24 protein-coding genes and 1 riboswitch are annotated in these 24794 nt (G+C 62.8%); of the genes, 15 read left to right on the plus strand and 9 right to left on the minus strand.

The genetic code is table 11. The features are described from left to right. Positions 1-2: 2 nt before the first annotated feature. Positions 3-683, minus strand: coding sequence for a DUF3043 domain-containing protein (locus GOEFS_RS01035; RefSeq protein WP_007316002.1), 681 nt, complete (start codon positions 681-683; stop codon positions 3-5). A 237-nt stretch (positions 684-920) separates the two neighbouring features. Here GOEFS_RS01035 and GOEFS_RS01040 point away from each other — a divergent pair, with 237 nt between their 5' ends. From GOEFS_RS01040 to GOEFS_RS01065, 6 genes are all read left to right on the plus strand, one after another. Beyond that, a complete protein-coding gene (locus GOEFS_RS01040) occupies positions 921-1280 on the plus strand; it encodes a HesB/IscA family protein (RefSeq protein ID WP_007316003.1) in 360 nt (119 codons plus the stop codon). A 140-nt stretch (positions 1281-1420) separates the two neighbouring features. Next, positions 1421-2392: a carbohydrate kinase family protein gene (locus GOEFS_RS01045; protein WP_211600633.1), complete on the plus strand. Its 972-nt coding sequence runs from the start codon at positions 1421-1423 to the stop codon at positions 2390-2392. A gap of 137 nt (positions 2393-2529) precedes the next feature. Then, positions 2530-3561, plus strand: coding sequence for a FecCD family ABC transporter permease (locus GOEFS_RS01050; RefSeq protein WP_007316005.1), 1032 nt, complete (start codon positions 2530-2532; stop codon positions 3559-3561). Beyond that, positions 3558-4649 (plus strand): FecCD family ABC transporter permease, encoded by a 1092-nt coding sequence (locus GOEFS_RS01055; RefSeq protein ID WP_007316006.1) that lies wholly within the window; start codon positions 3558-3560, stop codon positions 4647-4649. The genes GOEFS_RS01050 and GOEFS_RS01055 overlap by 4 nt, the downstream gene beginning before the upstream one ends. Next, the gene (locus GOEFS_RS01060) at positions 4646-5500 is read left to right on the plus strand and encodes an ABC transporter ATP-binding protein (RefSeq protein ID WP_007316007.1); all 855 of its coding nucleotides are present in this window, start codon (positions 4646-4648) and stop codon (positions 5498-5500) included. Before GOEFS_RS01055 ends, GOEFS_RS01060 begins: the two co-directional genes overlap by 4 nt. A 35-nt stretch (positions 5501-5535) precedes the next feature. Further along, positions 5536-6534 (plus strand): ABC transporter substrate-binding protein, encoded by a 999-nt coding sequence (locus tag GOEFS_RS01065; RefSeq protein ID WP_007316008.1) that lies wholly within the window; start codon positions 5536-5538, stop codon positions 6532-6534. A gap of 172 nt (positions 6535-6706) precedes the next feature. On the opposite strand, the gene asnB is transcribed toward GOEFS_RS01065, so the two are convergent. Then, positions 6707-8632, minus strand: coding sequence for an asparagine synthase (glutamine-hydrolyzing) (asnB, locus tag GOEFS_RS01070; protein WP_007316009.1), 1926 nt, complete (start codon positions 8630-8632; stop codon positions 6707-6709). Positions 8633-8855: 223 nt separating this feature from the next. Here asnB and ctaC point away from each other — a divergent pair, with 223 nt between their 5' ends. From ctaC to GOEFS_RS01085, 3 genes are all read left to right on the plus strand, one after another. After that, complete coding sequence (ctaC, locus tag GOEFS_RS01075; protein ID WP_007316010.1) at positions 8856-10004, plus strand: aa3-type cytochrome oxidase subunit II; 1149 nt, start codon at positions 8856-8858, stop codon at positions 10002-10004. Positions 10005-10007: 3 nt separating this feature from the next. After that, positions 10008-10424, plus strand: coding sequence for a cytochrome c oxidase subunit 4 (locus GOEFS_RS01080; protein ID WP_007316011.1), 417 nt, complete (start codon positions 10008-10010; stop codon positions 10422-10424). Positions 10425-10526: 102 nt separating this feature from the next. Continuing rightward, positions 10527-11027 carry a GNAT family N-acetyltransferase gene (locus tag GOEFS_RS01085; protein ID WP_007316012.1) on the plus strand — a complete coding sequence of 167 codons (501 nt, stop codon included), beginning with the start codon at positions 10527-10529 and terminating at the stop codon, positions 11025-11027. 85 nt (positions 11028-11112) lie between these two features. On the opposite strand, the gene qcrB is transcribed toward GOEFS_RS01085, so the two are convergent. Genes qcrB through ctaE form a run of 4 tightly spaced genes read right to left on the minus strand, consistent with a single transcriptional unit; the run spans position 11113 to position 15450 of the window. Beyond that, positions 11113-12726: a cytochrome bc1 complex cytochrome b subunit gene (qcrB, locus tag GOEFS_RS01090; RefSeq protein ID WP_007316013.1), complete on the minus strand. Its 1614-nt coding sequence runs from the start codon at positions 12724-12726 to the stop codon at positions 11113-11115. Next, positions 12723-13880 (minus strand): cytochrome bc1 complex Rieske iron-sulfur subunit, encoded by a 1158-nt coding sequence (qcrA, locus tag GOEFS_RS01095; RefSeq protein WP_007316014.1) that lies wholly within the window; start codon positions 13878-13880, stop codon positions 12723-12725. The genes qcrB and qcrA overlap by 4 nt, the downstream gene beginning before the upstream one ends. Beyond that, positions 13877-14779: a cytochrome bc1 complex diheme cytochrome c subunit gene (gene qcrC, locus GOEFS_RS01100; protein WP_007316015.1), complete on the minus strand. Its 903-nt coding sequence runs from the start codon at positions 14777-14779 to the stop codon at positions 13877-13879. The genes qcrA and qcrC overlap by 4 nt, the downstream gene beginning before the upstream one ends. Positions 14780-14838: 59 nt before the next feature. Further along, complete coding sequence (ctaE, locus tag GOEFS_RS01105) at positions 14839-15450, minus strand: aa3-type cytochrome oxidase subunit III (protein WP_083837196.1); 612 nt, start codon at positions 15448-15450, stop codon at positions 14839-14841. Positions 15451-15581: 131 nt separating this feature from the next. On the opposite strand from ctaE, the gene trpD reads away from it, so the two are divergent. Then, positions 15582-16640, plus strand: coding sequence for an anthranilate phosphoribosyltransferase (trpD, locus tag GOEFS_RS01110; protein ID WP_007316017.1), 1059 nt, complete (start codon positions 15582-15584; stop codon positions 16638-16640). A gap of 14 nt (positions 16641-16654) precedes the next feature. Here trpD and GOEFS_RS01115 read toward each other — a convergent pair whose 3' ends face one another. Further along, positions 16655-16930 carry an Lrp/AsnC family transcriptional regulator gene (locus tag GOEFS_RS01115; protein ID WP_007316018.1) on the minus strand — a complete coding sequence of 92 codons (276 nt, stop codon included), beginning with the start codon at positions 16928-16930 and terminating at the stop codon, positions 16655-16657. 5 nt (positions 16931-16935) lie between these two features. Next, a complete protein-coding gene (locus GOEFS_RS01120; RefSeq protein ID WP_050949724.1) occupies positions 16936-18654 on the minus strand; it encodes a DEDD exonuclease domain-containing protein in 1719 nt (572 codons plus the stop codon). Between the two features lie 365 nt (positions 18655-19019). Here GOEFS_RS01120 and GOEFS_RS23100 point away from each other — a divergent pair, with 365 nt between their 5' ends. From GOEFS_RS23100 to GOEFS_RS01145, 5 genes are all read left to right on the plus strand, one after another. Next, positions 19020-19304 (plus strand): hypothetical protein, encoded by a 285-nt coding sequence (locus GOEFS_RS23100; protein ID WP_138917831.1) that lies wholly within the window; start codon positions 19020-19022, stop codon positions 19302-19304. 109 nt (positions 19305-19413) lie between these two features. Continuing rightward, positions 19414-19580, plus strand: a riboswitch (cyclic di-AMP (ydaO/yuaA leader). A gap of 13 nt (positions 19581-19593) precedes the next feature. Beyond that, the gene (locus GOEFS_RS01130) at positions 19594-20274 is read left to right on the plus strand and encodes a C40 family peptidase (RefSeq protein ID WP_007316020.1); all 681 of its coding nucleotides are present in this window, start codon (positions 19594-19596) and stop codon (positions 20272-20274) included. A gap of 74 nt (positions 20275-20348) precedes the next feature. Beyond that, positions 20349-21416 (plus strand): C40 family peptidase, encoded by a 1068-nt coding sequence (locus GOEFS_RS01135; RefSeq protein WP_007316021.1) that lies wholly within the window; start codon positions 20349-20351, stop codon positions 21414-21416. A gap of 81 nt (positions 21417-21497) precedes the next feature. After that, entirely contained in the window at positions 21498-22856 is a 1359-nt protein-coding gene (locus GOEFS_RS01140; RefSeq protein WP_040524198.1) for a hypothetical protein, read from the plus strand. 20 nt (positions 22857-22876) lie between these two features. After that, positions 22877-24001 carry a glycosyltransferase family 4 protein gene (locus GOEFS_RS01145; protein WP_040524200.1) on the plus strand — a complete coding sequence of 375 codons (1125 nt, stop codon included), beginning with the start codon at positions 22877-22879 and terminating at the stop codon, positions 23999-24001. A 6-nt stretch (positions 24002-24007) separates the two neighbouring features. Here GOEFS_RS01145 and GOEFS_RS01150 read toward each other — a convergent pair. After that, positions 24008-24794 (minus strand): AMP-dependent synthetase/ligase (locus GOEFS_RS01150; RefSeq protein WP_007316025.1); only part of this gene is annotated, 787 nt, incomplete at its 5' end.

The following is a 24794-nucleotide window of genomic DNA, read 5'->3' on the forward strand; positions in this document are numbered from 1 at the left end:
ACCTATACCTTTTCGCCGACGACGGCCTTAGGCTTGGGCGCCCGCATCTTGCGCAGCTGCATAGCGCGGGTCAGTGCGTACCAGCCGAGGCGGAACCCAGTGTCGGTGGCGTCGGGAAAGCGTTCGCGCACACGCTTATTCACCAGACGTCCCAGAACTACGCCGTCGATGGCCATGAACAACACGAAGACCAGCATCACCGGAGTCGCGAAGGGGGTGAGCGTCGGAATGAACATCACCAGGATAAGGACAATCGCGAACGGCATGAAAAGTCCGGCGAAGTTACGCCGGGAGTCGACGATGTCACGGACGTAACGCCGGACCGGGCCCTTGTCACGGGGCATCAAAAACTTCTCGTCGCCTTCCATCATGCGTTCACGCTGTTCAATACGCTGGGCGCGACGGTTTGCGTTGGCCTCGCGTTTTTGTTCTTTGGTCTGCGTGGATCTGAGTTCCTTGCGTCGAGCGCGAGCCTCGGCGCGAGTAGTCGGCGGTGGTGCCAACGGGCCGGATCGCTTGTTCTGAGCGTCGCGGCGCTTAGGGGTTGGCCGTCCTTTGGCTGCCGTGTAGGCCGAGCCCTTCGCCGTCGAATCGTCAGAATCGGGCGTCGATTCCTTTTCGAGTGAGACGTCTGAGGTGCTCGACGCCGCATCGTCGGCGTCCTTCTGCCATGGCAACTTCACATCCTTCAGCCTAAGCGATCAACTCCGACGGACCCGCTACGGCCTGGTATCGCCGCGGCAGTGCCTGCCCGCGGTGCGGCGTCGAGACCGCTGGGAATAGGACCCGATGGAGTACGGTTGTAGTTGCAGACGTGAGAAGACAACGTCGTCAGCACGTTATGTCGAGCTGGCGCCAAGCCGGTACGCCTCCCCGACATCGGCGAGGACATTGGGCGAGAAGGAAAACGAGGAGCATCCATGACCGTTTCGAATGAAACCGGAGCGACCACCGACACCGGCGTGTTGCTGACCGATTCCGCCGCTGCCAAGGCGAAAACCCTGCTTGACCAGGAGGGCCGCGACGACCTGGCACTGCGCATCGCTGTGCAGCCCGGTGGTTGTGCGGGACTGCGCTACCAGCTGTTCTTTGATGATCGCTCGCTCGACGGTGATATCACCAGCGATTTCGCGGGCGTGACGCTTGCCGTCGACCGGATGAGCGCGCCGTATGTGCAGGGTGCCACCATCGACTTCGTCGACACCATCGAGAAGCAGGGTTTCACCATCGATAACCCGAACGCCACCGGCAGCTGCGCCTGCGGTGACTCGTTCAACTGAGGTTTCTCACCTCGTAGGCTTCACTTTCGGCCGCACACTCGTACCGGGTGTGCGGCCGAAATCGTGAATACGGAGTATCGAAGCAGCGCTCGTCCGAGGTGGCCTAGGCCTCGATGGGGGCGATCGGTAGCGTAACGCGCATGACTATTGCGGTATGTGGGTCGATAGCGACCGACCATCTGATGAAATTCCCCGGCAAGTTCTCCGAACAACTGCTCGGCGATCACCTCGAGCACTTGTCTCTGAGCTTTCTTGTCGACGACCTCGTGGTGCGACGCGGCGGCGTGGGCGGCAATATCGCGTATGCGATGGGTGAGCTCGGCGGTTCGCCGGTGCTGATCGGCGCGGCCGGGCCCGACTTCGCCGAGTACCGGGCCTGGCTCGACGAGCACGGCGTAGACACCCGAGGGGTGCATGAGTCGACGACCGCGCACACCGCGCGGTTCACCTGCGCGACCGACGAAGCGATGGCGCAGTTGGCGATGTTCTATCCGGGGGCGATGAGTGAAGCCCGCGACATCTCACTGGCCGCGGTATTCGAGAAGGTCGGGGCGCCCGAGCTGGTATTGATCGGAGCCGACGATCCAGCGGCGATGGTGGCGCACACCGAGGAATGTCGTTCCGCGGGAATCGATTTCGCTGCCGACCCATCGCAGCAGCTTGCCCGCCTCGACGGCGAGCAGGCGCGAACCCTCATCGAGGGCGCCAAATATCTGTTCACCAACGAATACGAATGGGGCTTGCTGCGCGAGAAGACCGGGCTGTCGGCCGAGCAGGTCGCGGGCATGGTCGGGGTGCGGATCACCACGCTGGGCGGCGGCGGTGCCGAAATCATCGAGGCCGACGGCACTCGGACACATGTTGCCGTAGTTCCCGAGACCGAGAAAGTTGACCCGACCGGCGTCGGCGATGGTTTCCGTGCGGGATTCCTCACCGCGCTGTCCAAAGGTCTCAATTTCGAGCGCGCGGCTCAACTCGGGTCGATGGTCGCGGTGCTGGTGCTCGAGACCGAGTCGACCCAGGATTGGTCGTGGGATCGTGAGTCGGCACTGCAGCGCATCTCCGGCGCCTATGGCGCCGACGCGGCAGCCGAAATCGACGCCGCGATCTAGAGCCGCCGGCTCCTGCGTTCCTCGCATTCTTAGCGATACTTTGGTTTTCGGCTAAGGCATGCCTTACATTAGGCGGACTGGTCCCAGTCGCATGACAAAGTCGTGCGACTGGGATATCGCCGATGTGAAAGGACGTGATGACGGTCGCTACCGCACCCGTGTCGGGGGCGCGGTTGAGTTTGGTGACACGATCAGGTGTCGCGACTATCCTGCTGGTTCTCCTGGCAGTACTGATCGTCAGCGGTTTCTTCGTCGGTTCCGGTGATTACTCGATCACCGATGCGTGGCATGCGCTCTTCGGCGGCGGGGATGCGACCACGGTTGAAGTGATCCGCAACAATCGGGTGCCGCGGACGCTACTCGCCGTCATCGCGGGGATCGCGCTGGGCGTGGCCGGTGCTGCGATGCAGGGATTAACTCGAAACCCATTGGCCGATCCCGGCATTCTGGGAGTTAATTCGGGTGCCTACTTCGCGATGGTGGTTGGCGCTGTAGGTCTCGGCATCGGCTCGACCGTCGGGTTCGTTCTCTGTGCGATGATGGGTGCGTTTCTCGCCGCGACCATCGTCTACTTCGTCGGCTCACGGGGCGTCGGCGGTGCCAGTCCGGCAAAGTTGGTTCTCACCGGTGTCGCGGTCGGATCGATCTTTGCCGGCACCGGATTCGGCCTGACCATGATTGACCCGAAGGCTTTCGACACCATCCGGAGCTGGCAGGTCGGCACGCTCGACGGTCGGAATTGGACCGAGTTATCGGTGGTCTGGCCGCCGATCGTCCTTGGCGTGGTGGCCGCGCTGATCTTGATTCCGTACCTCAACGGACTCGCGCTGGGCGATGATCGTGCCCGCGCCCTGGGCGTTCCGGTGACCTCCGTGCGGATAGGCGGATTCCTGGCCATCACCCTGCTCTGCGGTGCCGCGACAGCCGCGTTGGGGCCGGTGACGTTCCTAGGTCTGATGGTTCCGCATGTCGTGCGGATCCTGTTCGGTCCCGATAACAAATGGGTCATCCCGATGTGTCTGCTGGTCGGGCCGGTGGTGCTTGTCGGAGCTGATCTGGTCGCGCGGGTCGCGACTCCGGGGGAACTGCCGGTCGGTATGGTTACCGCGTTCATCGGCGCACCCGTCCTCATCGCGCTCGCTCGCCGGCATGGTGGGGCCGACCTGTGAGCGACGAATCGATGCCGTTGCCAAGGTCGGCGCAGTGGCCACGTCGAATCCGTTTCCTGCGTAATCGGCGACTTGGAATAAGTGTCAAGGTCGATATCTACAGTGCCGCAATCACTTTCGTACTGTTGCTCGTCGCGGTGGTAGTGGGGACCTGGTCGCTGGGGGTATCTACCACCTATAGCCCGAATCTGAGTCTTGGTGAGATCTTCCGCGTGCTGACCGGTCAGTTGGCCGGCGACCCGGCGAATCAGGTGGCGGCCGCGCTGCCGGCGGTGGTCATCGCGGCCATCGGCGGTGCCTCACTTGCCTTGTCGGGAGCCATCTTTCAGACGATCACCCGGAATCCACTGGGCTCCCCGGACATTATCGGTTTCACCACAGGAGCGAATACCGGTGCGTTGATCACGTTGCTCGTGCTGAATCTCGGCACGTCGGCGGCGACCGTCGGCGCATTGCTCGGCTCGCTCGCGACCGGAGTGGTGATCTACTTCCTCGGGATGCGTGGGGGCACTGGCGGCTACCGACTGATCATCGTCGGCATCGGCGTGAGTGCGATGCTGTTGGCGTTCAACGGATATCTCATCGCGAGCTCGAACCTGCCGAACGCGGCATCGGCCGCGGCCTGGGGAATGGGCAACCTGCGCAATATGCAGATGGCCGACGTGCTTCCCGTTGCGGTCACCCTCGCCATCCTGGTGCCGTTGTTGATCAAACTCGCGCCGCGGATGCGGATGTTCGAATTGGGTCCGGACTCGGCACGCAGCAAGGGTGTGGATATTGAGCGCACACAGTTGCTGCTATTGCTGCTTGGCGTTGGATTAGCCGGCGCCACAACGGCAATCGCCGGCCCGATCGCGTTCGTCGCACTGGTCGCCCCACAATTGGCGGCGCGTATCACCCCCAGCCCGGGTATTCCCCTGGTCACCTCGGCGGCTGTCGGCGCGGCGCTCTTGGTGTCATGCGACACGATCGCTCGGACGATTCTCGCGCCTGAAGTGCAACTTCCCGTCGGCGTGGTGACCACCGCGATCGGCGGTGTCTATCTCCTCGGGCTTCTGCTCGCGCAATCCAGAAAGGTGCGACCATGACGTCACCGTCCACAGCATCGAATCGACTGTCCGCCTCGGGTATTCGTGTCGGATATGGTGAACGCACTGTCATCGCCGATCTCGGGGTCGAGGTCCCGGACGGCTCATTCACGGTGATCGTCGGACCGAATGCCTGTGGCAAGTCAACACTGCTTCGGGCGTTGTCTCGCCTACTCGCACCTCAGGACGGTCGAGTCTTGCTGGACGGGCGAAACGTCAAAGACTTCGCGGGTAAGGAATTTGCCCGCGAAGTTGGCCTGTTGCCGCAGCAATCAATTGCGCCCGAGGGGATTTCGATCATCGACCTGGTCTCACGCGGCCGATTCCCGTATCAGAAGATGTTCCGGCAGTGGACCGATGCCGACCAACGCGCTGTCGACTTCGCGCTACAGGTCACTCGGTTGACCGATCTGGCGCAGCGGCCGGTCGAAGCGCTGTCGGGTGGCCAGCGGCAACGTGTCTGGATCGCGATGGCGCTCGCGCAACAGACTCCTATTCTGCTGCTCGACGAACCGACGACTTACCTTGATCTGGCTCACCAGATCGAGGTGTTGGAACTGTGCACCGAGCTACATCGGGGCGGCACGACGCTGGTGGCCGTGCTGCACGACCTCAACCAGGCGGCTCGCTATGCCACTCACATCATCGCGATGCGTAGCGGTGAGATCGTCGCGCAGGGGTCGCCGGCCGACGTCATAACTGCCGAGCTGGTGGAGCGGACATTCGGTGTCCGTGCCCGCATCATCAACGATCCCGAGACCGACACGCCACTGGTAATTCCGTTGGGGCAGGGGGCAATTGACGTTGACGCGGTGCCCGGCGATACCGCCAACCTGCGGTCGTCGTCGTAACCGGCGCACCATTCATCCATCTGAGAGGAACGAATATGACGACAACACGTCGAATAGCAGTGATCGTCGCGATGCTGTGCGCAGTCGCGATGTCGGTAGCCGGGTGCATCAAATCCGATGACTCGCACCAGGATCTGTACAACGACCCGTCGGCGACACAAGTCGATCTGGGGCTGGGTGACAACCCTCGGGTCGTCGCGCTCGGCTGGTCGGACGGTGAGATCGCGCTGAGTCTCGGGGTTAAACCCGTCGCCATCTACGACTGGATGAAGTTCGGCGAGACCAACAAGGGCGTCGGGCCTTGGGCGACAAGCCAATTCGGCAGCGACTCACCTCAACTCATCTCGGCGGCGAGTGCCGGCGAGTTCAACTACCAGCAGATTAAGGAACTCAGACCGGATCTGATCCTCGACGTTCGCGGCAAGGCCGACAGCAAGGTCACCGACGCGTTGCGCAAGATCGCACCGGTCGTGGCGGCACCAGCGGGCGCCCCCGATTTCGCAGTCAGCTGGAAGGTGCAGACCCAATTGATCGGCACGGCGTTGGGTAAGCGATCCGAGGCCGACGAACTGATCGCACAGACGGTCGACCTTCAGAACAAGATCCGGTCCGAAAACCCTGCCTTCGCGGGAAAGACATTCGTGTGGGGTGCGAAATTCGGCTCAGCCTATGGCGCCTACCTGCCGGGTGACGCGCGTTTCGATACGTTCGCCGAATTGGGTTTCGTGCAGAATCCGCCGGTGAAAGATCTTCAGGCGCAAGGATTCTTCGCGTCGGTGCCCACTGAAAAGGTGAAGAGCCTCGATGCCCAGGTTGCGATCTTGAGCACGATCAGTCTCCCGCTTTCCGCGCTGACAAGCGATCGGTTGATCAACTCGCTGCCGGTGGTGCGAGATGGCCGGGCCATCGAATTGGCCGAGGAGGACCCGATTGCGCAGGCGATGTCGGCGGGAACCCCGCAGTCGCTGAAATTCGCGCTGGAGAAGTTGACGCCACGGTTGGCCGAAGCGGTGGGAAAGGTCGGGGCGTCGTAGCCGCGGGCTCGGCGGGGCTGGTGCCTGCGATCTGACGTCGGGCGGGGGAGTATTTCCCTCGCCAAGGTTGACAGCGCAGGTTTCGGTCAGGCTGGTGCCTGCCGTCTGGCGTCGGGCAAGGGAGTATCTCCCTCGCCAAGGTTGACAGTGCAGGTTTCAGTCGGCCCGAACCCTACAGCCGAACCGGGTACTGGTGGTCCTCGATATTCGGGACAATCGACTTCTCGACGAAGATGCCGTGCCACACCATGTAGATCAGCACCGTCCAGAGGCGGCGGCTGTTGTCGACGACGCCAGCGCGGTGCTCGTCGAGCATGGCGATCACGGCCGCCTTGTCGAAGATGTGGTCGGTCTGCGACGTCGTGATGGTCTGATGTGCCCAGTCATACATCTCGGTCTCAGCGAGCCAATGCCGGATCGGAACGGGAAAGCCCAGCTTCTTGCGATGGAGGACGTGTGCCGGGACGATCTGCTCCAGCGCCTTGCGCAACGCGTATTTCGTTGTGCCGTGGGCGATCTTCTCGTCGACGGGAAGTCGTTCGGCGACCTTGAACACCTCGGCGTCGAGGAATGGGACTCGTAGTTCCAGTGAGTTCGCCATCGTCATCTTGTCGGCCTTGACGAGAATGTCGCCGCGCAACCAGGTGAACAGGTCGATATGCTGCATCCGCGCGACGGGATCCCAGCCGGTGCTTTCCGCGTAGATCGGCGCGGTGACGTCGGTGTGCGTCCACTCTGGCCGGTAGTCACGCAGCACCGCGCGCAGCCGCGCATCATCGAAGCTACGGGCGTTGCCGTAGTAGCGTTCCTCCAGGCTCAGCGACCCGCGATGCAGCAGACTCTTGCCGCGGGTGCCTTCGGGGATCTTGTCCGATACGCGACCGGCCATGCGCCGCAACGACTTCGGCAGCTTGTCGAAGGCTCCGAGCGACAGCGGCTCCTTATAGATGGTGTAGCCGCCGAACAGCTCGTCGGCTCCTTCACCGGACAGCACGACCTTGACGTGTTTACGTGCTTCCTTGGCGAGGAAGTACAGCGGTACCAACGCGGGGTCAGCGACCGGATCGTCGAGGTACCAGACGATCTCGGGAATGGCTTGGATGAACTCGGAGGGTGACACGACCTTCACCACATGCCGCGCTCCGATGGCCTCGGCCGACTCGGCCGCCACGTCGACCTCCGAGTAGCCGTCTCGTTCAAAACCCGTGGTGATGGTGATGAGATCGGGATTGATCTGCTTGGCCAATGCCGCGACGGCGGTCGAGTCGATGCCGCCAGATAAGAACGATGCGACCGTCACATCGGCGCGCATATGTTTGGCAACGGAGTCGCGTAGGGCATTGGCGATCTCGTCATACCGCTTCTGTCGTGTGGCGTCGGTGAACGGCACCACCGGGAATTGAGGCGTGAAGTAGCGAGTCACCTTCGGCTCTTCGCCGGCGCGCAGCGTTGCGTAGCAGCCGGATTCGAGGCGGCGGATGGACTTGTGCAGAGTCTCCGGCTCGGGCACATATTGCAGCACGGTGTAGTGCTCGGTCGCTCGTGGATCGAGCGCGTCATCGAGCCCTATGACGTCGAGCAGCTCCAACAGACTCTTCTTCTCACTGCCGAAAGCAGTGCCGCCGGGGCCGGTCGAGATAAATAGCGGCTTGATGCCGAATGGGTCGCGGGCGATGAACAGCGTCGACGACTGCGTATCCCAAATCGCGAACGCGAACATGCCGCGCAGGCGCCGCACGGCGTCGGGGCCCCAATGATGGAAAGAAGCCAGTATCGCTTCGCCGTCACCTTCGGTATGGAACTGGGCGTCGACGGTGGTCTTGAGCTCTTCGCGGATCTCCAGATAGTTGTAGATCTCGCCGTTGAACACCATCGCGTAGCGATCGGGGGATTCGGGCGGCCCCCACCTCAGGGGCTGATGAGAATGCTCGATGTCAATGATCGAGAGACGGTTGAAGCCGAAGACGATGTCGTCGTCATGCCAGGTGCCGGGCTCGTCCGGGCCGCGATGGCGCATGCACACCGATGCCGCGGCCACTCGCTCGGCCGCGCTTGCCGCGCTGCCGTCCGCAGTCAATAGACCGAGCAATCCGCACACGTTCACACCCTCTTTTCCACAAAATCCCAGCAAACCTTGCCCCGACGAGTATGCCGTACCGGACTCGCGACCCACGACTTCAACCCCAATCACGAATTGCCTCAGCGTTTGGTCTACGCTGCGTAGTAATGGGTTCGGAGTTTCCGGACCCGTGCAGTCGTTATGCGTGGGGATTCGGTCGGTACGACGAGTCGCAAAATACCGTCCGAGCAGGCAGGAAGGCATGAAATTGACTCACGGTGGAAAGACACCGGTGCGTGGCGTCGCCAAGAGGTCGCGCGCGGTCAAGCGGATCGGGGCAGTAGCCGCGCTTGGTCTTGGCGCCCTGTTGATGTCCGGATGTGACGCTCGTGACGCTATGCGTTTCGGATGGCCGGAGGGCATCACGCCGCAGGCTCGCGACATGGGCAATCTGTGGACGTGGTCGGTTATCGCCTGCCTCGTGGTCGGCATTCTGGTGTGGGCCGCGATTTTCTGGACCATCACTTTCCACCGCGCCAAGGCCGGACAAGAAACCTTCCCACGCCAGACCGCCTATAACGTGCCGATCGAACTGACGCTGACCGCGATTCCGTTCCTGGTCATCGCGGTGCTGTTCTACTACACGGTCATCGTGCAGAACAATGTCGAGGCCAAGCAAGACAACCCGTCCGTTGTCGTGGATGTGACTGCCTTCCAATGGAATTGGAAGTTCGGTTACCGCGAGGTGCGTGGTGCCGACGGCCAGCCGGTCAAGGTGTCCGTCGACGGCAAAGAACGCACGATCGCATCGAAGACCGGTGGCCCGTTCCAGCTGCAGCAGCAGGTGCAGACCAATGCGCACGGCCATGAGATTCCATTGCCCGCTGGTGGTCGTTCCGACGATGTGCGTAATTACCTGCACTTCAGCAACATCGAGACGGTCGGAACGTCGGCAGAGATCCCGGTCCTGGTCCTGCCGACCGGTAAGCGCATCGAATTCGATATCGCCTCGGGCGACGTCATCCACTCCTTCTGGGTGCCGGAATTCCTGTTCAAGCGCGACGTCATGCCGTTCCCGAAGCAGAACCACAGCGACCCGAGTTTCCAAATCTCCTCGATCGACACCGAGGGCGCGTTTGTCGGGCGTTGCGCGGAGATGTGCGGTACCTACCACTCGATGATGAACTTCGAAGTACGTGCGGTCAGCCCGCAGGAATTCGAACGCTATGTCGCCTACCGGTTGAAGAACCCGGGCGCCACCAACGCACAGTCGCTTGCCGCGATCTGCCAGCAGCCGGTTTCGGTAACCACCGTGCCGTTCGACACACGTCGCGGCACCAACGGGTCGACTCCCAAGGACATCGGCGACCCGACCAATACCAAGCTCGCCAACTGCACACCCGAGGTGTAACCGATGAAAATCGAAGCACGGCTCTTTGAGCTTCTGACCGGATTCTTCTTCCTCTGCGCGATCATCTACGCGATCGCGACGACGCTGGCGAGTAAGGGCACCGAGTGGGCCGGCGTCACCGGGCTGTTCTTCACCGGTGGCCTCACGCTGATCGCCGGGACGTATTTCCGGTTCGTCGCGCGCCGCGTTGAGATTCGCCCGGAAGACTACGAAGAGGCCGAAATCGAGGACGGCGCAGGCGAACTGGGATTCTTCAGCCCGGGTAGCTGGTGGCCGTTGCTAGTAGCCGCCTCGGCCGCGATGTTCGCGATCGGCTTCGCCATGGGTAACTTCTGGTTCGCGATTTTCGCAGCGGTCTGCATCATCGGCACCGCCGCCGGACTGGTCTTCGAGTACCACGTGGGACCCGAGAAGCACTGACATGACACACTGACACCCGTGTCAGAACAGCAGACAGCAGCCGCTCCCCTTCAGGGGGAGCGGCTGTTTCGTTGTGGTGAGCCGGAGTTGAGTCATACGGCCATGCTCGGCGACGACGATCGCCGCGCTATTCGCGCGCTGATGGATCTCGCCTTCCCCGACGATTTCGATGACGACGATTTTGACCACGCACTCGGCGGCATACATGCCATCGTGCGTTCTGCCGGCACCGTGGTGGGACATGCGTCGGTAGTGCAGCGGTCGGTGCTCATCGATGACCGGCCACTGCGCTGCGGGTATGTGGAAGCTGTTGCCGTGCACGCGGATTGGGGACGTCGAGGCCTCGGCGGGGCGCTGATGGCCTCCATGGAGTCGGTAATCATCGGCGCCTACGACCTCGGCGCACTCGGCGCGTCGGAGCAGGGGAGGGGACTATACCGGCGTCGCGGATGGCGGGACTGGGCCGGCGAATTGGGGGTCCTGACACCCGATGGCTACCGCCCGACGCCCGAAGACGTCGGGTCGGTGATGGTCTGGGGCGGCGACGATCTGGATATCAGCCGCCGCCTGGCGTGTGATTGGCGGGCCGGAGACGTCTGGTGATGTGCGCCTGAGGTAACCCAAAAACGAAGGGCCGCGACGCTTTTCGCGCCGCGGCCCTCGTCGTCTTTGGAAGAAACAGTCGAACTCAATCCTCGAGTGGATTGCCGCCCTTTTCCTGCAACTCACGCAAGACTTCACCCTCTTCGCGAGCGTGTTCCTTAGCGAGTTTCGCGTTGAGTTCCTGCTGATCCGCCGGATCGGCGGCCATGAGCGAACCGGTACCGGGTGCACCCGCGGAGCCAAGCTTGTTCATTCGCTTCGGCAGTGCCGCGCCCTGGTAGGGGAGCGGGATCGGGTGACCGTGGTCGTCGACCGGGCCAAGCGGCTGATGGATCTCGATGTACTCGCCCTGCGGGAGACGCTTGATGATGCCGGTCTCGATGCCGTGTTCGAGCACCGCGCGGTCGCTGCGCTGCAACGACAGTGCCCAGCGATAGGCGATGAAGTAGGCGAGCGGCGGGATGACGATCAGCCCGATTCGGCCCATCCACGTCGTCGCGTTCAGTGATATGTGGAACTTGAGCGCGATGATGTCGTTCATACACGACAGCGTGAGGATGACGTAGAACGAGACAGCCATCGCACCGATGGCAGTCCGCACCGGGACGTCACGCGGACGCTGCAGCAGGTTGTGATGCGCGTTGTCGCCGGTCAGGCGTTTCTCGATACTGGGGTAGCCGAACATCAGGCCGAACATGATGCTGATGATCACCACCACCCAGAAGATGGCAGGGACGGTGTAATTGCCCAGATAGAGCTCCCAGGCGGGCATGAGCCGTGCCAGGCCGTCGGTCCACATCATGTAAATGTCGGGCTGAGAACCAGCCGAGACGTGTGCCGGGTTGTACGGACCGATCACCCACACCGGGTTGATCTGGAAGATGCCGGCCATGATGGCGATGACGCCGAAAACAATGGCGAAGAACGCGCCGCCCTTGGTGGCGAAGACCGGCATAATCCGAACGCCCACAACGTTTTTCTCGGTGCGGCCGGGGCCGGGGAACTGCGTGTGCTTCTGGTACCACACCAGCGCGAGGTGCGCGCCGATCAGGGCCAGAATGATCGCCGGGAACAACAGGATATGCAGCACGTAGAGGCGCGGGATGATGATTTCGCCAGGGAAGTCACCACCGAAGAGCGCCCAGTGCACCCACGTGCCGACAACGGGGATACCAAGGACAATTCCACTCATCGCGGCGCGGACGCCGGTACCCGAGAGCAAGTCGTCGGGGAGCGAGTATCCGAAGAAGCCCTCGAACATGGCGAGCAGCAGAAGCACGCAGCCGATGACCCAGTTGGCTTCACGTGGGCGGCGGAATGCGCCGGTGAAGAAGATGCGCATCATGTGCACGATGATCGAGGCTGCGAAGAGCAGTGCGGCCCAGTGGTGTACCTGGCGGACGAACAGGCCGCCGCGCACCTCGAAGGAGATGTTCAGCGTGGTTTCGTAGGCCTTGGTCATCATCACACCGTTGAGCGGCTGATAATCACCGTGATAGATGACCTCCGACATCGACGGGTCGAAGAAGAAGGTCAGGTAGGTGCCCGAAAGCAGCAGGATGACGAACGAGTAGAGCGCGATCTCACCGAGAAGGAATGACCAATGGGTCGGGAAGACCTTATTGATCTGGCGCCGCATACCCGCGGCATAGTGATACCGCGAATCGAGTTCTTCACTCTTAGTGGCAGCTTGGCTCATGACTTGCGCTCCCAGAATGCCGGTCCGACGGGCTCGATGAAGTCGCCGGCAGCGACCAGATACCCCTGATTGTTCACCGTGAGCGGCAGTTGGGCCAGCGCGCGTGCGGCCGGACCGAAGACCGGCTTGGCGTAGTGCAACGCGTCGAACTGCGACTGGTGGCACGGGCACAGAATGCGGTTGGTCTGCTGCTCATACAGCGAGGTCGGGCAGCCGAGGTGGCTGCAGACCTTCGTATAGGCGAAGTAGTCGCCGTAGTTGAAGCTTTCCTGGCCCTTGCGCTTGATCGCGCGGGCCGCGTCCTCGGGACGCAGGCGGATGAGCATCACCGGGTTGCGCACCAGACGCAGCCCCTCGATCAGCTTGTGGCGGGACTCCTCGGTCTCGCCGTGACCGTCGGAAACGCGCCACGGGAAAACAGTCTCCATACCGCCGGCGTCGAGATCTTCCGGACGCACCAATGCGACCTGCAATGGGTTTCCGGTGTCGCGACGCAGGAAAATCGTTTCGTTAGGCGCTTCTGGCGGGTTGTAGATCGGGGACCAGCCGGTGTGCCACAGATCCGATTTGTCGCCCTTTGCCCATGGATTCTTCACCATGCCGCCGAACATGGCGACGATTCCGGTGAAGGTCAGCGCACCGAGTCCGAAGGCGGCCGAGCCCATGATCAACTTGCGGCGCGGAAGCGTGGAAGTCTCCAGCGAGTTCTCCAGCAGCGCAGCGGTCGTCTTCTTGTCAACCTCTGCGGAGCCACCGTCGTGACGGTCCTGGACCGCGATCTCGGCGGGGATGAATCGCTTGGTGAACTGAACCGCTCCGATGCCGATCGATAGGACCGACAGGCCGAAGGTCACACCCAACAGTGGGGTGTTGAGTGTGTAGCGCCAGTAATTGTCATCGCCGGGGAGAGCGAACTCCCAGTGGTTCCAGATGAAGATGATGAAACAGGCGACAGCCGAGATTCCGGCGAGTGCGAACCAGAATGCGACAGTTCGTTCGGCGCGCTTTTCCGCTTTGGTGCCTGGCTCCGGGAAACGCGGCTCGCGATGCAGGATTTCGACGCCGTCGAGGTTGGTGCCGAGTTTGACCAACTCGTCATTCGACATCTGCTCGAGTTCTTCGTTGGACGGAGTGTCCTTGTCATTTGCGCTCATGAACGTGATCCCATCCACATTGCGAAGGCGACGATCGCGCCGACGCCGACGACCCACATGACCATGCCCTCGGAGACCGGTCCAAAACCGCCGAGCGACAGGCCACCCTGGGGCTTCGACTCGGTGACATATTTGACGAACCCGATGATGTCGCGCTTCTCTTCCAGCGAGAGCTGGCGGTTGGAGAACTTCGGCATATTCTGCGGGCCGGTGAGCATCGCGGTGTAGAGCTGCTGCTCACTCGGTGCGTCGAGCGGGGGAGCGTACTTACCCGACGACAGCGCGCCGCCACGACCGGTGAAGTTGTGGCATGAGGCGCAGTTCAGCCGGAACAACTCGCTGCCTCGGCCGAGGTTTTCACCACGCAGGCTTTCCTGAGCAAGAACGGTCACACCGTTCTTGTCCTTCTTCACCGAGCCGTCGGGGTTGCGCTCGGGAATGACCTTGGGGCCGCCACCCTGCGACTGGATATACGCGCCGAGCTGCTCGATCTGAGCGGGGGTGAACTTCTCGGGCTTGCGAGCGGCCTGGGCCTCTCCGCGCGCGGCTGGCATACGTCCGGACGACACCTGGAAGTACACCGCCGCGTCGCCGACGCCGATGAGCGTCGGACCGCGGTCGGTGACGCCCTGCAGGTTTGCTCCGTGGCAGGTGATGCACGAGGTGTCGTAGAGCTGCTTGCCGTCACTGATCAACGATGCGTTGGTCGGATCGGCGGTGGCGACCTGTGGCTTGGGGGTGAGCACCGAAGCGATGACGCCTGCGGCGACCAGGCCAAGCATCAGCAGGATCGCGCCGCTGGCACGACGACGCAACTTGCGTCGAGAGCGGGCGGTGCGTGCTCCCTTAACGTCGGTGTCGGTCGCGTCATCCGACTGTCGCGGTGGAGATGAGCTCATCTGTGTCTCTCTATGCGGACGGATTTGGAAATATGGGCTGTAAGTCTTTGGGGTGTGCGTCAGCGAATGAAGTAGATCGTGACGAATAGGCCGATCCAGACGATGTCGACGAAGTGCCAGTAGTAGGACACGACGATGGCCGCGGTGGCCTGGGCCGGGGTGAACTTCGACAATTTGGTGCGGACCAGCAGGAAGATGAAGGCCACGAGTCCGCCGATGACGTGCATGCCGTGGAAGCCGGTCGCCATGTAGAAGGTCGACCCGTACGCACTCGACGAGAGGGTCGTGCCCTCATGGACCAGGTGGTAGTACTCGTAAGCCTGACCGGCGACAAAGAAGGCGCCCATAAGGAAGGTGAGGATGTACCACCGGCGCAACCCGAAAACGTCGCCGCGCTCAGCTGCGAAAACGCCCATCTGGCAGGTCACCGACGACAGAATCAACACTGTCGTGACCGGGATGGCCAATCCGAGGTTCAACTCGGTCGGCTCGGGTGGCCAACCGACATTGGAATTCGCTCGGGCGACGAAGTACATCGCGAAAAGTCCGGCGAAGAACATCAACTCACTGGAGAGCCACACGATTGTGCCGACGCTGACCATATTTGGGCGGTTCAGCGAGTGCACCCGCGCCGTGATGGCCGTTCCTTGGGTACCTGCAGCGCTAGTCACAGATGAAAGTATGACGGTTCGTAGTAAGCGGTGACCACCGGGGTCGGGAAATTGGTCGAAGAAAATGACTCGACCCTGGTAGACGGGGTGCCGAGCAGGGGGTTCGGCGTGTCACGACTAGTCTCTGTGGGGTGACCGCCTCTGCATCCGAACAGTTCACCTGGCCGCAGATCCTCGGATCGGTGGCCGACGGCCACGATCTCGATGTCGAGCAGGCGCGTTGGGCGATGAACGAGATTATGACCGACTCGGCCACCAGCGCTCAGATCGCGGCATTTGCCGTCGCGGTGAAGATGAAGGGGGCGGCGCCGGCCGAGTTACGGGGTCTGGCCGAGGCGATGCTGTCGCACGCGACGCTGGTCGACGTGTCGCGTCCGGCCGTCGATATCGTCGGCACTGGGGGTGACCGGTCGCATACGGTGAATATCTCGACGATGTCGTCGCTGGTCGTCGCCGCGAGTGGGTTGGCGGTGGTGAAACACGGCAACCGCGCGTCGTCGTCCAAGAGCGGCGGCGCCGACGTCTTAGAGGCACTTGGCGTGAAGATTGATCAGTCGGCCGCGCAGGTCGAGCAGTCGGTAAACGAGCTGGGTATCGGCTTCTGTTTTGCCGCGGCGTTTCATCCCGCGTACCGTTTCACCGGCCCGCCGCGGAAGGAAATTGGTATCCCGACCGTCTTCAATGTCCTTGGGCCACTTACCAATCCAGCCTCACCACAGGCTGGACTGATCGGCTGCGCTTTTGGCGATTTGGCTCCGGTGCTGGCGCAGACCTTCGCCGATCGCGGGAACTCGGTGCTGGTGGTACGCGGCGATGACGGGCTGGACGAACTGACGACGACCGGCACCTCCACCGTGTGGCAGGTCGTGGACGGACGTGTGACCGTCTCGACCGTCGATCCGCGCGACCTCGACATCGACATCGTCGAACTCTCCGCGCTGCGGGGCGGCGACGCCACCGTGAATGCCGGGGTCGCCCGGGATCTCTTCGCCGGCGCGCGCGGTCCAGTGCGCGATGCTGTGTTGCTGAATTCGGCTGGAGCAATTGTCGCCGCCGAACAGACCGGTCCGTTGGCCGGTCCCGCGTTGAACGATGCGCTGCGGGCGGGGATGAAGCGTGCGGCCGCAGCGATCGATTCGGGCGCGGTTACCGCACTGCTCGATGATTGGATCGTGCTGACCAATCGTTGAAACGCTTTGGCGACCTATTCGCCGAGCGAGAAGGTGGCCTCGGTATCGGCGCTGGAGTAGCTGCGGAAGGCGATATGAGTCGCGGTATGCGTGACGCCGGGAATTCGGTTGATCTGATTGGTGACGACCTCGGCGATCTGCTCGTGGTCCCGTACCCGAACCTTGGCGATCAGATCGACGTCACCCGCGCATGAGTACACCTCGGCGACGCCGGGGACGTCGGCGACCGCTTGTGCGGTCTCGGGAATCTGGTGGACGTCGGCCGAAATGAGCACGATGGCGGTGATCATGCGGTTCAGCGTATCCGGTGAGGCCGAGCAGTTGGGCTGGCACGGGCGCCACGAGCAGTCAGCAGCCAGTCCTCCCAGCGGCATGCGGTCCGGGTTGGCAGACTCAGCGCGTCACTGGCCGCCACGATTCGCGCACCCGGCTCGGTGATCCAGCGGTAGATGAGCGCGGCTTCTTCCGCTGGGGCGCCGCGTAGCGGGCCGCACTCGGCGCTTACCGTCTGGGCGGAGCTGACGAGCGCGTCGACGACGGCCATCGGTGCGGTACCGCGTCGAGCGACGCCAGCGTTTGCCAGGCGACCGTGCCGGATGACCGCGAACTCCCAGCCGCCGCTGCCGTCCGGGCGTGCGACGACCAATTCGGCTATGGCGCATAGGGAATGCAAACGCTGACACCGCGCCAACGCGTCGATCGTCGCTGTGAGGCGGTCTCGGTGCCGTGTTGCTGTCTCGAACATCTCGGCGTTCGCGTAGGTGGTCATCTGATCGCGGAGGGAGACCAGAAGCTCGTCGGATGCTCCGGTGAACAGGGCGTGTATCGCGGTGACGCGCGGTAGGTAGTCGGGGAGGGTTTGCGGAACCGAACTCGCCGCGCGGCATCCGCCAACGGCGCGGGTCGCGGCCGGATCGGTCCGGCACCAGTGATGTTTACTCGTCGAACCCAAACGCGTTGTGCACGTGCGTAATTGGGCCGCCGACGACAGATGATCGGCAACGGTCTGTGCGACGGTTCGATTGGCGATCGGGCCGATACAGTTCTCCTCGGGTGAGCGGCTGACGCGCAAACGAGAGAATCGCTCACTGGTCAGGACGATCCACCACCCCTTGTGTGGATGTTTGGACCGTCGGTTGTAGGCGGGGGCGTGTGCGGCCAGCAGCCGAAGCTCGCGGACCCCGGCTTCTAGTCCGTGCGCGCACTCGACGTGGTCGACATGGGTGGCGAGCGCGACCATCTCCGACATCCGGGGTCGTGTTTCCGCGCCGGTGAAATACGACGAAACGCGGCGTCGGAGATCGACGGCGGTGCCAACGTAGAGGACTTCCGCGCCGGGCCCGCGGAATAGATATACGCCGGGCCGGCGCGGCAGTCCGGTCGCGAGATGACGTTTGGCGCGCTGGGCCGGCGTAGCGCGCGGTAGAAATTCGAGTAGTTCCCGATAGGTGTGCACGCCCTTGTTGCCGATGCGTTCTAGTAACCGGTAGAAGACCTCGACTGTTGCTCGCGCGTCGTCGAGCGCGCGGTGCGTCGGGCGGGTGGCGACATCGAAGAGATCGGCTAGCGCGGCGAGTTTTACGGTCGGGGCTTCATCGCGGCTCAGGATGCGCCGGGCCATCGCCACCGTGCACAGGGTCGCCGCGAATGGCCAGTCGAGGTGAAGTGAGCTCGCGCCGCGGCGAAGGAAGCCGGTGTCGAATCGGGCGTTGTGGGCGACCAGAACCGCGCCGCGAGCGAATTCGAAGAAGGCCGGCAGCACCGAGTCGACTGTTGGGGCCGCGGTAACCATCGCCGTGGTGATTCCGGTCAGCGTGACGATTTGTGGCGGAATCTCGCGTCCGGGATCGACCAGAGTGGCGAATTCTCCGACGACTTCGCCGCGTTGAATGCGGACCGCGCCGATCTCGGTGATCGCGTCGGTGGCCGCACCGCCGGTTGTTTCCAAGTCGACGACGACGATCGGCGTCTCGAACAAGGGCTGGTCGATACCGCCGTAGACCGCGGCGATCAACTCGGCCTCGGTGGGAGCCGACCGACCGCCTCGACGCGTACCGCGGGATGTCTGCGGCGGTAATCCCACGTCCGGTAGGCCGCTGTCGGCGAAGGTCAGCTGTTCCACGTTGCGAACATTAGTTCGACCTACCGACAACCCGCGGGAGGTCGCTCCCGGAGAGGTCGGCGGAACGTTCTTCCGGGCCTCAGGCGACCCGGGTGTGTCTGGTGTGACTGGTGTGAGATCGGAGAGTTGTCAGGGGTCGGCCCTAGTCTCCAGTTCAGGTTCACCCTCGAGTGTCGATTGCGAATACGTACCGGGGCGTGAACACCGAATTGCCAGGAAACTAACCGTTCACCTGAGTGGTGAGATGGAGATCACAGATGAAGATTGATTGCGAGACCTGCCCGGCCCGTCGCGTTGCTTGTGACGGCTGCATGATGCAGGTGCTTTTTGAGCCGTTGAGCAGCGATGATGTAACGCCCGACGAGCAGATGGCGATAGTGAGTTCAGAAACAATCGATGACCGTGAGTTGCTCGCGGCGATCGATGTCTTTAGCGCTGCTTCGATGGTGTCGAGGCAGGATGCGACATCGGCAAGAAATGCCATCGCGGCACGTCAGGACGGTGCCGGCCGGGGCCATCTGCGAATTCTTCGCGCGAGCTGATGTGACACGCCGAAAATCGGTTGCGTCCGTCGTTGGACAGCGCCCGGAAAGTTTCGTAACCTTTCTGAGACATTTGCGGAACGTCCCGCTTCGAACTCGAAGTGGTCCGCGAATATCACCGCTTAATCACCCGCGAGGGTGAGCCGGGGAACCACTTTGTTCGGCACAGTCCGATTGGGGTGAGTCGCGGCGCGACGACAAGGTCGGCGCGGCGCGTAGGGCGATCTTCCAGCCCGAACCCGACAGCTAACTCGGTAGGCGGTAGGGAGAACAAAGGAGAACACTCTTCGTGGCCAAACATCGTTTGGAACAGCCTGGCCGTAGCGCCAAGGTAGCCAAAGGTGCTGTGATCGCTGGGTCGATTGCCGTCGGCTCGCTCGCGGCTTCCGCAGGTTCCGCGTTTGCGGCCCCAGTGCCTGCGCCGATGCCGAACAACACAATCGACTTCCCGGCTCTGGGCAAGGCGCTCCTGGCGCCACATGCCAAGCCGGCCGCCAAGAAGCAGGCGCCCGCGCCCGCCAAGGTGGCGATCCCCAACGTTGGCACATTCAACGTGCCCGGCCTGAATCAGAATCAGGTTCCGGCTCAGTTCCGTCCGGGCCAGCGGATCGCGCCGCTGCTCCGACAGGACACCGGCGTTCGCGTCCTCGCGACGGCCGAGTCCAAGATCGGTTCGCCGTACGTCTACGGTTCGGCCGGACCGAATGCCTTCGACTGCTCGGGTCTGGTCTACTACTCGTACAAGCAGGCCGGTAAGACCATCCCGCGCGACTCGTACGGTCAGCTTGGCGGTGGACGCCCAGTGGCCTACAAAGATGCCAAGCCCGGCGACGTGCTGATCTTCAACGGCGGTAGCCACGCCGGTATCTACGCCGGCAACGGTATGTTCGTTCATTCTTCGACCGAAGGTGTGCCGGTTCGTAAGGCGCCTGTCAAGGAATGGGCATTGACCGGCGTTCGCCGTTACTGAGCGTACCGCGACGTAGACAGTTGCGATCTTGACGAAACATTGGGCGGACCGGCCGGTACTCGGCGGTTCGCCCGATGTCGTCATATGAATGGGCAGAGGAGTATCGCGCGGTGCGCACGCTGAGAACTATCCTGGTGGCGTTTCTCGTCATCATCGCCGGTCTGGCATCGAGTGGACTGGCCGCGACGGTGCCCGCTGCGCCCGTACAGACTGCCGATCAACTGCTGGTCAACTATCGCAAACTGAGCGTCGACGCTGAGAAGTCCGCGGAGTCGATGCACAACGCGCAACTCGAATACACCAAACAGCGCACGGCGCTGACCACCGCTCGTAAGGCGTCGCTGACTGCTCAACGCTCGCTAGATGATTCGCAAAAGAACTTGACCACCGTGCGTAAGCGAGTGAACAAGATCGTGCGCGCCAGCTACCGGGGCGCCAAGATCAACCGGCTCTACGCCGTGCTGGTCAGCGACTCTCCGCAGAATCTTCTCGACCAAATGTCCGGACTCGAATTGGTCTCCCGTCAGTCGGCATCGGATCTACGGAATCTGAAGTCCTTGCGGCAGAAGACTTTCGCCGCGAAGAAGGCCGCGGATGATTCGGCGGAGCAGGCCACGACGGCGATCGCCGCCGTCGAGAAGACACGTAGTCAGCTGCAAGCGCAACGTGCGAATCTCAGCCTGCAAGCGGTGCGGATTCGGGCGATCTACGAATCGATGACCGGCCAGCAGCTCGCCGAACTGCGTGGACCTAAGTTCGACTTCGACCCGCGACTGGTGCCCAAGGGCACGTCGGCTTCGCTAATCGCCGTGCAGGCCGCGTTGACTCGCATTGGCGACCCGTACGTGTGGGGTGCGACCGGGCCGAGTTCCTTCGACTGCTCTGGCCTGATGGTGTGGGCGTACAAGCAGGCTGGGCGGACGCTTCCGCGTTCAAGCGAGGCTCAGCAGGGTGGCGGTACCTCGGTTAGCCGGGACCAGCTGTTACCCGGCGACCTGATCATCTATTACTCCGACGCCCATCACGTCGGAATGTATGTGGGAGACGGATATGTCATCCACGCCTCGACGTTCGGAGTGCCGGTCAAGGTCGTTCCGATCGACAAGGCCGGACCATATCAATCAGCGCGCCGGTACGCTTAGCGCTCGATGACCCCTCCTTCGACAGATCGCCATGGTTCGTCCAGGCGACTCAAGTCACAGCGTTCGCCTAAACAACTGTTGATGCGGGTAATACCCGGTGTGGTCGTCGCCTCGGTGCTGGTTGTGACAGGTTGCTCGTCGTCGGGCGATTCGGCTTCCACCTCGTCGAGTTCTGCCACGACGACACCTCCGAATGTTTACGAAGCGACACGTCTCGAAGGCGTCAACAGGTTGCTGGTCAAGCTCAACGAGGCGATCACGACCGGCGACCAGACGAAGCTAGGTGCGCTGATCGACCCGTCGGCGACGCCTCGGTTCCGTGCCGCGTTCGAGACCGAAGCGGCGAATATCGGGGCAAAAGTGGCCGCCTCCAAACGTGGAAATCTGCTGCGCTACAAGACATTCCGCTATTGGCTCGGCAGTGCCGACGCCGAGTTCGTGGTACCGCAAGAGCTGCAGCAGCGCCTGGAAGACCAGGGGAGTTCCGATACCTGGTTCGCTCCGATCAAGCTGGACTACGCGCTCGGCGGTGAATCATTGCCAGGTCTTGCCGAAGACGACATCACGGTGAGCACTCCGTTCGCCCTCGCCCGGTACGACGACGATTGGAAGATTGTCGGCGACTCGACGGTTTTGCAAGACGTGCAGGCGCCGGCTCCGATGATCTGGAGTTACCCGGAGTTGCGAGCGCGCGACGTCACGACGTCGGGTGGCGATTCGGTTGTGCTGTCCTATCCGGGGACGGATGCGGCGGTCGCGACTATCGCTCGTGAGTTGCCCGACGCCGTTGTGGCGGTGACGAATTTCTGGGGGCAATCGTGGGCACGACGTGCGGCGGTGGTCGCGACCGGTACCGCCGCCCAGTTCAGCGGGTTAGCCTCGGCCGACAGTCCGGTCGGCGCGGCTGCGGCCGCGACCATCTACGCGAGTCTGGATAGCGCGGAGAAAACCGCGTCCGGACAGCGTGTGGTCCTGACGCCGACGGCTCGTACGCTGCCCGCGCCCGCCCTCGCCGTGGTACTGCGGCATGAACTTACCCACGTGGCGGTGCGGGGCGTTACCGTGTCCGGTGCGCCGCTCTGGATCACCGAGGGTATGCCAGAGTATGTGGGGCGCAAGGGAACCTATCAACGATTCGACGACGTCGCGCCTAATCTGGCCGCTGTCCTGCGATCGGGCGATATCCCGGCGCGACTGCCGGACGACCGTGACTTCGCCGTCGATCAGAACACGGCGCTGGTGGCCTATCAGTCGGCATGGTCACTGGCCGCATATGTCGCGGAGAAATACGGTCCGGATCGCCTCAAGGCGTTGTATCTCGGTGTGGCGGGCGCCGATAAGGTCCCGGCGCAAGATCTCGCGATCGTCAATACGCTCCGCGTGTCACGCGCTCAGTTCGTCGCGCAGTGGCAGGACTGGCTCCGCAAGCAGGTTCGATGACGTCGTCGTCGGGGCACCGAATGCCCCGAACGCTATTGGTTACCAACGACTTTCCGCCCAGGCCCGGTGGTATCCAGTCGTATCTGGAAAATCTCGTCGACCTGCTGCCGCCGGAGAGTGTCGTGGTCTACGCCCCACGGTGGCGTGGCACGAGTCATCGAGAATTCGATGCGCGAGCGCCGTATACCGTTGTGCGGCACCGGACAACGCTGATGTTGCCGACGCCGTTCGTCGCCCGGCGTGCGGCACGGCTGATACGCGATTATGACATCGACACGGTCTGGTTCGGTGCGTCGGCGCCGCTGGCAGTGCTGGCGCCGGCGATGCGTCGCGCTGGCGCGCGTCGGGTCATCGCATCGACGCATGGACATGAGGTCGGCTGGTCGATGTTGCCGATCGCACGACAAGTGCTGCGAGTGATCGGCAAGAGTACCGACGTCGTCACCTTCGTCAGCAAGTACACCCGTGGCCGTTTCGCGTCCGCCTTCGGTGCCGGCGCAGCGCTGGAGTATCTGCCACCAGGTGTTGACGTCGACCGTTTCGCGCCGGATCCTATTGCACGACAATGGCTTCGGGATCGTCACGATCTCGGCGACAAGCCGACGATACTCTGCCTCTCGCGGCTAGTGCCACGCAAAGGGCAGGACGTATTGATCGAGGCGCTGCCGATAATCCGCGAGTCCATACCCGACGCGACGCTCGTCATCGTGGGCGGTGGTCCGTATGCCGAGACGTTGCATAAACTGGCCGCGGCATCACCGGTGAGCGAGCATATTGTGTTCGTCGGGTCGGTGCCATCGGCCGAACTGGCGGGCTACCACAATATTGCCGACGTCTTCGCGATGCCGTCGCGTACGCGTGGAAAGGGACTCGACGTCGAGGGGCTGGGCATCGTGTACCTGGAAGCGTCGGCGACCGGTGTGCCGGTGGTAGCCGGAAACTCCGGTGGGGCACCGGAAACCGTGCGGGAAGGGAAGACTGGGCTCGTCGTCGACGGGCGATCGGTGCCCGCTGTCGCCGCCGGGGTGATAACGATCTTGGCCGACCGCGAACGCGCATGGCAAATGGGTCTCGCGGGACGCGAGTGGGTCGTCGGGCAGTGGCGGTGGGTGCAGATCGCCGCGCGGTTACGGGAGTTGTTGTAGCCAGCGCTATTTCGCGTACAGCGATTCGATAGCGGCGGCGTACTTCTCGGAGACCACGTTTCGCTTCACTTTCAGCGTCGGCGTCATCTCGCCGGTTTCTTCGGTGAAGTCGGTTGGCAGAACCTGGAATTTCTTGATGGCCTCGGCATGCGAAACAGTCTTGTTCGCTTGGTCGATGGCCTTTTGCACCTCTGCACGCAGCGTCGGGTCGTCGGCCAGATCGGCGACGGTCGCCGACGCGTCCTTTCCGTTGCGTTCCTTCCAGCCCGGAAACGCTTCGGAGTCGATGGTGACCAGGGCCGCGATGAAGGGCTTTTGGTCGCCCACCACCATCGCCTGGGAGACCAGGGCATTGGCCCGGATGACGTCCTCGAGTCCAGCGGGGGAGACGTTCTTGCCGCCGGCCGTGACGATCAGTTCTTTCTTGCGACCGGTGATCGAGATGAACCCATCGGCGTCGACGTTGCCGAGATCCCCGGTGTGGAACCAGCCATCGGTCAGTGCCGCCGCGGTGGCGTCCGGATTGTGCCAGTAGCCGTTGAAGACGACACCGCCGGACAGCAGCACCTCGCCATCGTCGGCGATGCGAACGGCGTTGCCGGCCAACGGTTTTCCGACACTGCCTACTTTGTGTTCGCCAGGAGTATTCACCGAGAACGCCGCCGTGGTCTCGGTCAGGCCGTATCCCTCGTATACCGGGATGCCGACGCCGCGGAAGAAGTGTCCGAGCCGGGCACCCAGCGGTGCTCCGCCGGAAATCGCCAACTCGCATTGGCCGCCAAGGGCGGTACGC

This window comes from Gordonia effusa NBRC 100432 (genome assembly GCF_000241305.1).
In the GTDB taxonomy this organism is placed as follows: domain Bacteria; phylum Actinomycetota; class Actinomycetes; order Mycobacteriales; family Mycobacteriaceae; genus Gordonia; species Gordonia effusa.